Annotated in this window: 12 protein-coding genes and 1 pseudogene; 3 read left to right on the top strand and 10 right to left on the bottom strand. The window is 62.7% G+C overall.

Going from position 1 to position 11,457, the window contains the following annotated elements; genetic code table 11:
• Both VGH68_RS15850 and VGH68_RS15845 read right to left on the bottom strand, forming a co-directional pair.
• Positions 1-160, bottom strand: a pseudogene (locus VGH68_RS15850) (serine acetyltransferase); the annotation flags it as partial.
• Between the two features lie 173 nt (positions 161-333).
• Complete coding sequence (locus VGH68_RS15845) at positions 334-567, bottom strand: hypothetical protein (RefSeq protein ID WP_331604594.1); 234 nt, start codon at positions 565-567, stop codon at positions 334-336.
• Between the two features lie 331 nt (positions 568-898).
• On the opposite strand from VGH68_RS15845, the gene VGH68_RS15840 reads away from it, so the two are divergent.
• Positions 899-1,351: a DUF3005 domain-containing protein gene (locus VGH68_RS15840; protein WP_331604593.1), complete on the top strand. Its 453-nt coding sequence runs from the start codon at positions 899-901 to the stop codon at positions 1,349-1,351.
• A gap of 141 nt (positions 1,352-1,492) precedes the next feature.
• Here the strand turns inward: VGH68_RS15840 and araD are convergent, their stop codons facing one another.
• The 6 genes from araD to VGH68_RS15810 all read right to left on the bottom strand — a co-directional run bounded on the left by araD (position 1,493) and on the right by VGH68_RS15810 (position 8,628).
• Positions 1,493-3,253 carry an L-arabinonate dehydratase gene (gene araD / locus VGH68_RS15835; RefSeq protein ID WP_331604592.1) on the bottom strand — a complete coding sequence of 587 codons (1,761 nt, stop codon included), beginning with the start codon at positions 3,251-3,253 and terminating at the stop codon, positions 1,493-1,495.
• A 30-nt stretch (positions 3,254-3,283) separates the two neighbouring features.
• The gene (locus tag VGH68_RS15830; protein ID WP_331604590.1) at positions 3,284-4,174 is read right to left on the bottom strand and encodes an ABC transporter permease; all 891 of its coding nucleotides are present in this window, start codon (positions 4,172-4,174) and stop codon (positions 3,284-3,286) included.
• On the bottom strand, positions 4,174-5,061 hold the full coding sequence (locus VGH68_RS15825; protein WP_331604589.1) for a sugar ABC transporter permease: 888 nt from the start codon (positions 5,059-5,061) through the stop codon (positions 4,174-4,176). Before VGH68_RS15825 ends, VGH68_RS15830 begins: the two co-directional genes overlap by 1 nt.
• Positions 5,058-6,137 (bottom strand): ABC transporter ATP-binding protein, encoded by a 1,080-nt coding sequence (locus tag VGH68_RS15820; protein ID WP_331604588.1) that lies wholly within the window; start codon positions 6,135-6,137, stop codon positions 5,058-5,060. The genes VGH68_RS15825 and VGH68_RS15820 overlap by 4 nt, the downstream gene beginning before the upstream one ends.
• A gap of 45 nt (positions 6,138-6,182) precedes the next feature.
• On the bottom strand, positions 6,183-7,352 hold the full coding sequence (locus VGH68_RS15815; RefSeq protein ID WP_331604587.1) for an extracellular solute-binding protein: 1,170 nt from the start codon (positions 7,350-7,352) through the stop codon (positions 6,183-6,185).
• Positions 7,353-7,677: 325 nt separating this feature from the next.
• Entirely contained in the window at positions 7,678-8,628 is a 951-nt protein-coding gene (locus VGH68_RS15810) for an SMP-30/gluconolactonase/LRE family protein (RefSeq protein WP_331604586.1), read from the bottom strand.
• Positions 8,629-9,273: 645 nt separating this feature from the next.
• Here VGH68_RS15810 and VGH68_RS15805 point away from each other — a divergent pair.
• Positions 9,274-9,978, top strand: coding sequence for a LuxR family transcriptional regulator (locus tag VGH68_RS15805; RefSeq protein ID WP_331604585.1), 705 nt, complete (start codon positions 9,274-9,276; stop codon positions 9,976-9,978).
• On the opposite strand, the gene VGH68_RS15800 is transcribed toward VGH68_RS15805, so the two are convergent.
• The gene (locus VGH68_RS15800; protein ID WP_054040665.1) at positions 9,962-10,279 is read right to left on the bottom strand and encodes a hypothetical protein; all 318 of its coding nucleotides are present in this window, start codon (positions 10,277-10,279) and stop codon (positions 9,962-9,964) included. The two genes, VGH68_RS15805 and VGH68_RS15800, sit on opposite strands and share 17 nt — an antisense overlap.
• A gap of 154 nt (positions 10,280-10,433) precedes the next feature.
• Here VGH68_RS15800 and VGH68_RS15795 point away from each other — a divergent pair, with 154 nt between their 5' ends.
• Entirely contained in the window at positions 10,434-11,027 is a 594-nt protein-coding gene (locus tag VGH68_RS15795; protein WP_331604583.1) for an acyl-homoserine-lactone synthase, read from the top strand.
• A gap of 80 nt (positions 11,028-11,107) precedes the next feature.
• Here VGH68_RS15795 and VGH68_RS15790 read toward each other — a convergent pair.
• On the bottom strand, positions 11,108-11,457 hold a 350-nt coding region (locus VGH68_RS15790), incomplete at its 5' end, for a FadR/GntR family transcriptional regulator (RefSeq protein WP_331604582.1).

The following is an 11,457-nucleotide window of genomic DNA, read 5'->3' as shown; positions in this document are numbered from 1 at the left end:
GCGCCGCGCGCAGGCCGGCCACGATGTCGATCACGGCCTCGCGCGACGGCAATTGGCGAATGCCGAGCGGATGCCGCGTGCGATGCAATTGTTCACGCGACGCGCGCAGGTCCGCGACGATCTGGTCGAGACCCCAGATCTGGGTAGGCACGTTAGGCATAGCGGACGGCGCCGTGCGTCGAGCACGGTTCGAAGTGGTTACGCGCAGAGATTACCGCGTTTTAACGTGGCTCGCGCGGCGTGGCGCGATCAGCAGGGGTCGTTGGCGCAGGCCGGTGTCGGCGATGCAGCGTGCGCGCTGGCGAGAAGCCGCGCACTGCGCTCGTGCAGCCGTCAGATGGTCACGCTACTCGCATCGATCCAGCGCACAGCCCAGTCGCGCGCGTGGGCGATCGCGGCGGCTTCATCGGAAAAGCGCAGGTCGGTGGGAAAGAATCGGTTGGCGACCAGTTCGCCGTCGCTCGAGCGGGAGATCACCACATACGGTTGCCATGAGCCGTCGCCCGCGCGCGCCGGTTCGCAATTCAACAGATAGCCGCGATGTGTGAATGCAGCATCGAAGTGCATGTGTCGCCCGCCCCTCACAGCCCCGTAACATGTTTGCAGTCGCGCGGCGATTTTTGTCGTTCGGTGTTTCCGACCATGGTGAAACAGCCGGAGCATGCTGTCAATTTAACCGCGCATCGCTCGCCGGAGTAAGATCATACTCTGTAGAAAATGCGCGTCCATTAAAAAAAACGAAAAGAATCGCGGAGCAATCGCCAATCAATCGAGAACGCGGGCACAGGTCGCCACAGCGCAGTTTCGATGCGATTCGCGACTCCCACGCGCACAGACGCCGTGCCGCCCGGAACGGCTTTTGCTGACTTCAACCATGTCCTTTTCAGGAGAATGCACGATGAACAGCGCGATCAACAGGCCAGAAAACGCCGGCACCCAGCCGGACCGGAAGGACCCGCCGACCACGGACCTGCACAACGACCGCACCCACGACAGCACCGTGGACACCGACGGCAAGAACCACGAAGCAGCGCGCATCGCGGGTCACAGCCCGATCTCGCCCGACGAGATCACCACCAGCAACGCAACGCTGGACAACAGCGTGCCCGAGTCATTCGACGGCATGGCCGGCTTCGATAGCCGGGTCGGCGGCAATCATCTGCTGCTTGCGCTCGCGCCGGGGTATGCGGTGATCGATAAGGGGATGGCCGAGCCGCAAGGCGCGTATTCGGCCGACCACCAGTATGACGATCCGCGTCCGGTGGGCCAACGTGGGGACCGTGGCCGCATCCATTACGCGCTCAATCATTTACGGCCCACGCGCGTGATCGAATTACATCGGCTGAATTAAGCGCGCCGCGGTTCATGCGCGGCAAGGTGGCATTTGAAACAGTGCGCGTATACCTCGCTTATACCTAATAATCAGCCAATAAGGCCGCACGCACCGTTTCAATTCTGGTGCGTGCTTTGCTTTGTTTTATTCTCTTTGGCTTCAGTGAATCTCCGGCTCACCAGCGTGGCCGCCGCGTGCGACGCGATCGATTGCCTTCTGCGGGCCGCCGCGCTGCAGAAAATCGAAATCGCAACCTTGGTCTGCCTGCAATACATGCCCCTGATGCAGCGCGCCATAGCCGCGCGCGAAGCGTGGCGCCGGCTCGACCCACGCAGCCTTGCGGCGCGTGAGCTCATCGTCCGATACCAGCAGGTTCAGCGCGCGGCGCGGCACGTCGAGTTCGATCAGATCGCCGGTGCGCACGAGCGCAAGCGGGCCGCCGATGAACGACTCCGGCGCGACGTGCAGCACGCACGCGCCATAGCTCGTGCCGCTCATCCGTGCATCCGAGATGCGCACCATATCGCGCACGCCCTTTTGAAGCAGCTTGCGCGGAATCGGCAACTGCCCCCACTCGGGCATCCCCGCGCCCACCGGTCCGGCATGCTGCAGCACTAGCACGCAGGTCTCGTCGATATCGAGCCCGTCGTCGTCGATACGCGCGGCCATGTCGTTGTAGTCGCTGAAGACCACCGCGCGGCCGGTATGCACGAGCAGATGCGGCTCGGCCGCGCCGGGTTTGATCACGGCCCCAGCGGGCGCGAGATTGCCGCGCAGCACCGCGAGACTGCTGTCTTGCAGCAGCGGCTTGTCGCGGCGGCGGATCACGTCGTCGTTGAAAATTTGCGCGCCCTCGATGTTTTCGCCGAGCGTACGGCCATTCACCGTCTTCTGCGAGCGATCGATCAGTTCGCCGAGTTCCGCCAGCAGCGCGCGTAACCCGCCCGCATAGAAAAAATCTTCCATCAGGTACGCGCCCGTGGGCCGGATATTCGCGAGCACCGGCGTGCGGCGTGCGATCTCGTCAAAGCGCTCGAGCGTCAGCTCGATACCCGAGCGCCGCGCGAGCGCGATCATATGCACGATCGCATTGGTCGAGCCCGATAACGCGACGCAGGTCGTCACCGCATTGTCGACCGAGGCGGTCGTCAGCAGGTCCGATGGCTTCAGATCCTCCCACACCATCTCGACGATGCGCATGCCGGTCTTCGCGGCCAGCTGCGCATGACGCGAATCCGGCGCCGGGGTCGACGCGAAGCCGGGCAGCGTGAAGCCGAGCGCTTCGGCCGCGCTCGTCATCGTCGACGCGGTGCCCATCGTCATGCAGTGGCCCGGCGAGCGCGCGATGCCGCCTTCGATGCCGCGCCAGTCGTCCTCGGTGATCGTGCCTGCGCGCAGTTCGGCCCAGTACTTCCACGAGTCGGAGCCGGAGCCGAGCGTCACGCCGTTCCAGTTGCCGCGCAGCATCGGCCCGGCGGGTAGAAAGATTGCCGGCAGATCCATCGAGATCGCGCCCATCAGCAGCGCGGGCGTGGTTTTGTCGCAGCCGCCCATCAGCACCGCACCGTCGACTGGATACGAGCGCAGCGTTTCCTCAACCTCCATCGCTAGGAAGTTGCGATACAGCATCGTGGTGGGCTTCTGGAACGGCTCGGAGAGCGTCTGCACCGGCAGCTCGATCGGAAACCCACCGGCCTGCCAGATGCCCCGCTTCACTTCGTCGACGCGCTGCGCGAAATGCGTATGGCACGGATTGATCTCGCTCCACGTGTTCAGAATCGCGATGACCGGCTTGCCCGCGTACTCGTCGCGGCTATAGCCCATCTGCGCGCTGCGCGAACGATGTCCGAACGAACGCAGATCGCTAGCGCCGTACCAGCGATGGCTGCGCAATTGCTCGGGGGTCTTTTTTTTCGTCAACGTCTGCTCCAGAGTGTCGCCGAACGCAGGTCAACGCCGCTCTTCCTTGACGCGCGAGACGATCTGCGTCGGGCTCACGAATTGCAGTGCGATCAGCACCCAGATCAGCGTGATCGCCATATAGATCATCGCCATCGCGTCGATCGACTGCGGCGCGCGCACGCCGGTTGAAAATACAGCGTAGTACAACGCGACCACCAGTGTTTGCGTGCCGGGACCGGCCGTAAAGAACGTCAGCTCGAACATGCCGATCGTGCGCACCAGCACGAGCAGCCCAGCCGCCAGCATACCGGGCACCAGCAGCGGCAGCAGCACATAGCGGAAGTAACGGAACGTGTTCGCGCCGAAAATGCGCGCGGCCGCTTCGAGATTCGGATCGATCTGCTCGATAAACGGCGTCATCACGAGAATCACGAACGGCAACGCCGGTACGAGGTTCGCAAGGATCACGCCCCACAGCGTGCCGGCGAGTCCGACCTTGTACATCACGGTCGCCATCGGAATGCCATAGGTCACCGGCGGCACCATCAGCGGCAGCAGGAAAATCAGCATCGCGATGCGCTTGCCGCGAAATTGCACGCGCGCGAGCGCATACGCGGCCGGCACGCCGAGCGCGACAGACAGCAGCACCACCGCGCCGACCACCTGCACGGTCACCCACAGCACACTGGCAAGCTGGAAGTCGCTCCATGCCTGCGCGTACCAGTGCAACGTGAAGCCTTGCGGTAACGCGGTGCCGAACCAGCGCGTCGCAATCGAATTGACCGCGACGGTCGCGATCAGCAGCACGACGTTGATCAGGAAACCTGCCATCACGGCCCACACCAGCACCTGCCAGATACGGCCAGCGACACTTGCGCGCTGGCGCGCATTCTGCACCGGCTCGCGCGCGCCATCGGCCGCTTGATGACCGGTCGCCATCAGCCTTTGCCTCCGGTTACGGGACCGCGATAGAACCACCGGCGCGCGCCGAGCAGCGCGGCCACCACGATCAGCTGCACGAAGCCCATGACCATCGCGATCGCCGATGCCAGCGAATAGTCATAGCTCTCGAACGCGGCTTCGGCGGCGGCAATCGACATCACACGGGTCGGCCCTGCGGGCGCGCCGAGCAGCACCGCCGACGGAAACACCGAAAACGCCTGCACGAACGACAGACACGCGGCCATCGTCAGTCCGGGCACCAGCAGCGGAAAATAGATGCGGCGAAACTGCTGCCACGGACCCGCGCCGAGCGTCGCGGCAGCGTTGGCAAGCGTCGGGTCGATGCCGGTCACGTACGACAGCGTCAATAGAAACGCAAACGGAAAGCCCGACACGATCAGCGACAACAACACGCCCGTGAAGTTGTGCGTGAGGCGCACCTCCCGTGTGTACAGATGCAGCGCCTGCAACGCCTGCGGCAGCCAGCCATGCGGGCCGAAGTACGTGAGCATGCCGTCGGCGATCAGCACCGTGCCGAGGGTGACCGGAATCACCAGCAGCGTCGTCACGATCTTCTGATAGCGCGAATAGCGGCGTAACGCGAACGCGACCGGCACCGACACGCCGACGTTGATCAGCGTCGCGGGCACCGCGAGCTTCAGCGTGACCAGGATCGTCGGCCACATCGACATGTCGGTGAAGAAGGTCAGATAGTTGGCCCACAGGCTGCCGCCGTTCATCGGCCGGAACGATAGCGCGAGACCGTACGCGAACGGGTAAATGAACAGCGCGACGATAACGAGCAGCGCGGGCGCGACCAGCCATGCCTTCGAGTCAGGCGGCGCGCGGCGCGTCAGCGGCGGCGATAGCGTCGGCGTGTTCATGCGGCCTCGGCATCGTAGACGAGCACGCAGGACGGCCGCACGCGCAAGCTGATGCGCTCGCCTTGTGCGAATTCGCCCTTCACGCGCGCCCATACGTCGCCGAACGCGGTTTTTACGCGCAGCAGCGAATCGTGGCCGCCGTATTCGACCGCGTCGATCACTGCGTCGAATGCGTTGTCCGCGCCCGGCGCCGCGCGTTCGATGTCTTCGGGGCGCAGCGCGACGCTCACTCGTTTGCCATCGAACCCGGCCATCGGTGTGCCGACGAGCCGCGCGCCGTTCGCGCTGACGATAACGCCATCGCCCTGCGTGCCTTCGAGCGTGAACTGTGCGACGTTGCGATAGCCCATAAAACGCGCGACATGCAGATTACGCGGGCGCGCATACACCTCTTTCGGCGTCGCGACCTGCTGCACGACGCCCTCCTTCATCACGACGATGCGATCGGCCATTGACAGCGCTTCATCCTGATCGTGCGTCACATACAGTGTCGCGCGTTCGAGCTGCGTATGGATACGGCGAATCTCCGCGCGCATTTCGATGCGCAACTTCGTATCGAGATTCGACAGCGGCTCGTCCATCAGAATCAGCGGCGGCTCGATCACGATCGCGCGAGCAATCGCGACGCGCTGCTGCTGTCCGCCGGATAGCTGTCCAGGCAGCTTGTGCTCATGGCCGACCAGTTGCACGAGTTGCAACGCGTCGCGCGAGCGGCGCGCGATGTCGCTTTTTCCGACGCCGCGCATCTTCAGTCCAAAGCCGACGTTGTCAAGCACGCTCATATGCGGGAACAACGCGTAGTTCTGGAACACCATGCCGAAGCCGCGTTTTTCGGGCGGCAGCACGTCGATACGCCGCTCGTCGAGCCAGATGCCGCCGCCGGTGAGCGGCTGCAGGCCGGCGATGCAATTGAGCGCGGTCGACTTGCCGCAGCCCGACGGCCCGAGCAACACGATGAACTCGCCACGCCCGATCGTCAGGTCGAGGCCTTGCAGCGCCGCGACCGTGTGGCCTTGCGCGTTCGTGAAACTGCGGCTCACCGAATCCAGCCGCAACTGCTCAAAGTGATGCTTCATGGCCGTTTCCTGATCCGCGCGGCGCAACGGATGTTGCGACGAAAGCTAGCGGGTCTTCTGCGCGCCGACGTCGCTATCCCACTTCCTGAAAGCCGCGACCATCGCGGCCGCATTGAGCGGCAACGCATGCGGATGATCGGTCAGCATCTTCGCGTACTCCGGCCGGCCATACTTCTTCAACACCTCCTGGCTGTGCGCGGGTGCCTGCTCGACGGTAACGCCGTTGATCGCCGGGCCAGGATAGAAATAGCCGTCGTCGTAGGTCAGCGCCTGCTGCGCGGGCTCCAGCATGAAGTTCATCATCTTGTAGAGCACATCGAGCTTTTCCTTCGGCACACCCTTTGGAATCACCATGTAGTGCGCGTCGTTGACCCACGTCATGTTGTCGAACGGTTGCACGCGAAATTCGGCCGGCACGATGCCGAGCGCGCGCGGATTGATGTCCCAGCCGGTCACGGTCACGGTCATGTCGCGCGTGCCTTCGCCCAGTTCCTTCATCACCGCCGACGTGCCGCCTGGATAGTACGGGATGCAATCGTTCAGTTGCTTGAGGAACGCCCAGGTTTTATCCCAGCCATGCACCGGGTCCTGCGGGTCCTTGTCGCCGAGAATGTATGGCAAGCCCATCAGGAATGTGCGGCCGGGTCCGGAATTCGCCGGCCGTGCGTAGATCAGCTTGTCGGGATGCGCCTTGCACCATTGCAGCAATTGCTCGGGCGTCTTCGGCGGATCGCTGACTTTGGCCGGGTTGTATTCGAGCAGTGGACCGGCAGGCATATACGCGACCTCGAGCCCATAACCCTGCGCCAGCGCCTGCATCTTGCGCGGGCCCGGTGCATATTTGTCGAGCACGCCGGGGAACTGCGCCGCGTTATCCGGCAGCAGCTTGATCCAGAGGTTCTGTTCGATGCCGGCCGCGAGCGCGTCGGTGCCGGTCAGCACGAGGTCGATGTCGGAGCGGCCCGCGGCCTGCATCGCCTTGATCTTGCCGGGCAATTGCGGCGCGGGCGCGTTGGTGAACGTGATGTTCGACACGAGGTTCGGATATTTCGCCTTGAACGCCTCGAAGCCTTTTTGCGTGAGTTGGAGATCACCGGCCACATCGACGATATTGATCGTGACCGGATCGGCCGCGTGCGCGGCAACGGTGAAAGCGGCGCTCGCCGCGATACAGACGGATACCAGCTTGAGCGACAACCTGCGCGAAACAGTCATTGCGTCTCCTCGCTTCTTGGTATGGAAGCCCGCCGGTCGGATGCGCCGCGAGCGTTGCCTTTCTACCAACGGAACATAGCGAAGCGCGACAGCCGATGTCAAGCAAATAGTCTCGAGCGCGCAGCGGGCGCGAAAAGCGGGCTTTTTCCGGTGGAATCGTTGCGGTGTAATGGTTTGCGGACCGCATCCAGGGACAAACCCGAGCGTCCGATGCATCGACAACAAACGTTGTCAGGCAAGCAGACGACCGGCTGGGCGAGGGCGCTGCCGCTCGCGCTGGCGTCGCCGACTGCCGCCGGTCTGGTGTGTGCGCTGCTTCGCGCGATCAGCCGCCGCGCACGCCCTGCGTATTCACGTACAACGAATAAAGGCCGTGGCTCGCCGCCATGAACAACCGGTTGCGATGCCGTCCGCCGAAGCACACGTTCGCGCAACGTTCAGGCAACGTGATATGACCGAGCGGCTCGCCTTGCGCAGTGAAGATGCGCACGCCGTCGAGCTCGTCGCTGCCCATCCCCCAGCCGCACCATAGATTGCCGTGTACATCGACGCGGAAACCGTCCGGCGTGCCCGGGCCCGCGTCGATCAGCACGCGATTGTTCGACAGCGTCGCGCCGTTGCCTTTGCCGTCGATATCGACGTCGAACACGCGGATCTTGCGCGGCTCGCCACGCGATTCGACGACATACAGCAGCGTTTCGTCCGCGGAAAACGCGAGGCCGTTCGGGCCGAGCACGTCGTCGGCGACGACGGTTACTTCGCCGGAACGACCGTCCACCCGATACACACATGCAGCCAGTTCGGACTCCTGGCGCTCGCCCTCGTAGAAACTGTCGATGCCGAAGGTCGGATCGGTGAACCAGATCGACCCGTCCGATTTGACGACCACATCGTTCGGCGAGTTGAAACGCTTGCCCTGATAACGATCGGCCAGCACCGTGATCGAGCCGTCGTATTCGGTGCGCGTGACGCGGCGCGTCAGATGTTCGCAGCTAACCAGGCGCCCCTGGCGATCGCGTGTATGGCCGTTCGCATTGTTCGACGACTGCCGGAACGTGCTGACCGCGCCGGTCGTTTCGTCCCAGCGCAGGATGCGGTCGTTCGGAATGTCGCTCCATAGCAGATAGCGGCCGTCGCCGAACCACACGGGCCCTTCCGACCAGCGCGTCCCCTGGTACAGGCACTCGACCGACGCCGACGCGAGAATCAGCGGCTTGAAGCGCGGATCGAACACGCGGATGGAGGAATCGGGATAGCGTCGGCTGTTGTCGGTCATGCGGTGCCTGCGTTTCGGAAAGGTTCGAATGGTTTCTGTGAAGTCGCGCTCCAGCGCGAGCAGGGTTTGTTCACGATGGTTCACGCAGGAGCGCGCGAGGCGGGACTTCAACGGTAGCATCGGGGTTCAAAGGTCGTCAAACAACCTTTGGGGGCTAAGCCGCATCGCCCCCCCATCGGCGGATGCGAGGTTGAGCCAGTCCGTCTCAATTTCATACGACAATAGTGCCTATCGGCAACGCGTGGGGCGCTGGCCGCTGTCGCTTTTCAGGATAGAACTGGCGGGCAGGCAATAATTCTCTTAGAGATAATCAAACATTGAAGATTATAAAAGTGGCTGGCCATAATACTGTCAATAATGCGCATTAACGTACGTGACGAGGCGGCGATTAGCCTTTTCAATAGCCTGCGAATCGTGGACAAGCTAACAAAGGCGTTTCACTTCGCTAATCGCTAATCGCTGATCGCCGACGGGCGTTTGGCGGTTTTCCCCGACTGCGCAGGGATTGGCAGCATTGCGCAACGTTTTTTAGTGATAGATTGTGCGGATAAAACAGGTGGGCAGAATACCGACCCGCGATAAACCGCAAATGGGACGTTTGCGAGCCCGAGAGAGCCAAAATTGTCGCTACATTTTATCGAGCAGATGGCACCGCTACTGAACGCCGCCGACGAGGGCGAATGGTTCGGCGCGATCGCGGGGCTTGCCGACACGTGGGGCTTCGACAGGATCCTGGTCGCGATGCTGCCGCGCCCCACCATGCGGCTCGAGGATGCCTATCTGCGCAGCACCTACGCGCCGGCATGGCGCCAGATGTATGACGAGGAGGGCATGGCTCATTTCGACCCGACGGTCGCGCACTGCCTGTCGCGCTCCGCGCCGCTGATCTGGACGCCCGCGATTTTCGCCACCAAGGAGCAGCGATCGCTGTTCGAGGAGGCTCGCTCATATGGCCTGCGCTCCGGCGTATCACTGCCGATTCACGGGCCGAATCAGGAAGCCGGCATGATGTGCTTCGTGAACGAAAGCAATCTGTCCGACAGCTTTCAGAGTCACGTTGACGCCGCGTTGCCGAACCTCGTGTTATTGCGCGACCTCGTGATCGATACCAGTCAGCGCCATTTGAATACGCATGCGCAAACGCTGTTGCCGAAGTTGACGCCGCGCGAACGCGAATGCCTGAAATGGACCGCACGCGGCAAGTCGACCTGGGAAATATCCCAAATCCTGAATTGTTCGGAAGCCGTGGTGAACTTCCACATGAAGAACATCAGGACGAAATTCGGTGTGAATTCGCGGCGCGCGGCGGCCGTGATCGCCGCGCAGTTGGGGCTTATTGACCCGGGTTGAGCAAGGCGGCGGCGTCGCGGCTGTACAGCACCCGCTCGGCCCGCCCGAGATCGGCGTCGGAAACGGTTTTGGTGAAGTAGAGGCCCAGCAGGATCGACACCGGCGCCGGAATTTCGGCCCCGGATTCGAATCGGCTGCCACGCGACTGCGTCACGCCGAAGCGTGCCCAGAAGCGGCGCTGGCTTTCCTTCTTCTTCTTGCGATAGGCAATGATCAGAACGCGATCCACCGCCGATGACGGCTCTGCCGGGCGGGTTTGGATCGAAGGTTGCGCTTGCCAGTGGTTTTCGAGAAGTTCCATTTTTGTGTCCCGTCGGTTGAGGGCTGAGGCTTGTCTCGAATTCTGCGTTATCCGATAAGCATGCACACCTATCCAGGTAGGTAGGTGGCGGAAAGATTCAAAATGCATAAGTTTTCTTGCGTATTGGGTACCCCAACACGTTCAGGAGAACGTCATGCAAACAGCAATTCGGATTGGAATGCGGCAGGAATTCGACAACGCGGACATCAACGAGATGTACCGCCTGCGGGCCCGGGTGTTTCACGGTCGGCTCGGGTGGGAGATTCCGACCATCGCGGGCATGGAAATCGACGGCTACGATGCCCTCGGGCCCCATTACATGCTGATTCAGGGCGACGATCGGCACGTGCGGGGCTGCTGGCGCCTGATGCCGACGGAAGGCCCGAACATGCTCAAGGACACCTTCCCGCAATTGCTCCACGGCGCGGATGCGCCGGTCGGGCGGCATATCTGGGAACTGAGCCGGTTTGCGATCGAAACCAGCGGCGAGGAACAGTCGTTCGGCTTTGCCGACCTGACGATGCAGGCGATTCACGAGCTCGTGACGTTCGCCGACCGGATGGGCATCACCCGCTATGTCACGGTGACCACCACGCCGATCGAACGGCTGCTGCGCAAGACCGGGATCGACATCAGCCGGCTCGGATCACCCCTGCAGATCGGCGTGGAACGGGCCGTGGCGCTGGATATCGCGGTCAGTCCGAAGACCCGCACCGCCCTATTCGGGCCAATGGCTGCCGCCGCCTGACGTCTTGACACGACTGGGGCGGCGCTTGCGACAGCCCGGCTACCTGATATTTGCGACCCGCGGAGGAGACACGCGGGATATCAGGAACCGAACATCCGCTCGAGCGCATTCTCGAGATGCGCGCGCATCGCCTTCCCTGCAGCAGGGCCGTCCTTACGGCGGATCGCCTCGAGCACGGCCATATGTTCGGCTTGCACGAGCCGCTGCCGCTCCACCGTTTTCACAAGCGAAAGATTGCGCGACAGATTCATGCTGAACAGAATCTGCTCTTCAATGAACGACATGACCGTGATGAAAAATGGGTTCTTCGAGGCGCGCGCCACCGCCAGGTGGAACATGAAATCGTCTTGCGCGCCGATGCCCCGCGTTTCGATGACGCGCTCCAGTTCATCCCAGGCATGCTGAATCGCGGCGATGTCGTCGGAGTCGG

Source organism: Paraburkholderia sp. (assembly GCF_036488505.1).
Taxonomy (GTDB): Bacteria; Pseudomonadota; Gammaproteobacteria; order Burkholderiales; family Burkholderiaceae; genus Paraburkholderia.
This window is presented reverse-complemented; position numbering and strand designations above follow the sequence as displayed.

Excerpts from the sequence above, each read along its gene's own strand:
- VGH68_RS15845 (WP_331604594.1), bottom strand. The coding sequence starts at position 567 with ATGCACTTCGATGCTGCATTCACACATCGCGGCTATCTGTTGAATTGC.
- VGH68_RS15840 (WP_331604593.1), top strand. The coding sequence starts at position 899 with ATGAACAGCGCGATCAACAGGCCAGAAAACGCCGGCACCCAGCCGGAC.
- VGH68_RS15830 (WP_331604590.1), bottom strand. The coding sequence starts at position 4,174 with ATGGCGACCGGTCATCAAGCGGCCGATGGCGCGCGCGAGCCGGTGCAG.
- VGH68_RS15825 (WP_331604589.1), bottom strand. The coding sequence starts at position 5,061 with ATGAACACGCCGACGCTATCGCCGCCGCTGACGCGCCGCGCGCCGCCT.
- VGH68_RS15820 (WP_331604588.1), bottom strand. The coding sequence starts at position 6,137 with ATGAAGCATCACTTTGAGCAGTTGCGGCTGGATTCGGTGAGCCGCAGT.
- VGH68_RS15815 (WP_331604587.1), bottom strand. The coding sequence starts at position 7,352 with ATGACTGTTTCGCGCAGGTTGTCGCTCAAGCTGGTATCCGTCTGTATC.
- VGH68_RS15810 (WP_331604586.1), bottom strand. The coding sequence starts at position 8,628 with ATGACCGACAACAGCCGACGCTATCCCGATTCCTCCATCCGCGTGTTC.
- VGH68_RS15805 (WP_331604585.1), top strand. The coding sequence starts at position 9,274 with ATGGCACCGCTACTGAACGCCGCCGACGAGGGCGAATGGTTCGGCGCG.
- VGH68_RS15800 (WP_054040665.1), bottom strand. The coding sequence starts at position 10,279 with ATGGAACTTCTCGAAAACCACTGGCAAGCGCAACCTTCGATCCAAACC.
- VGH68_RS15795 (WP_331604583.1), top strand. The coding sequence starts at position 10,434 with ATGCAAACAGCAATTCGGATTGGAATGCGGCAGGAATTCGACAACGCG.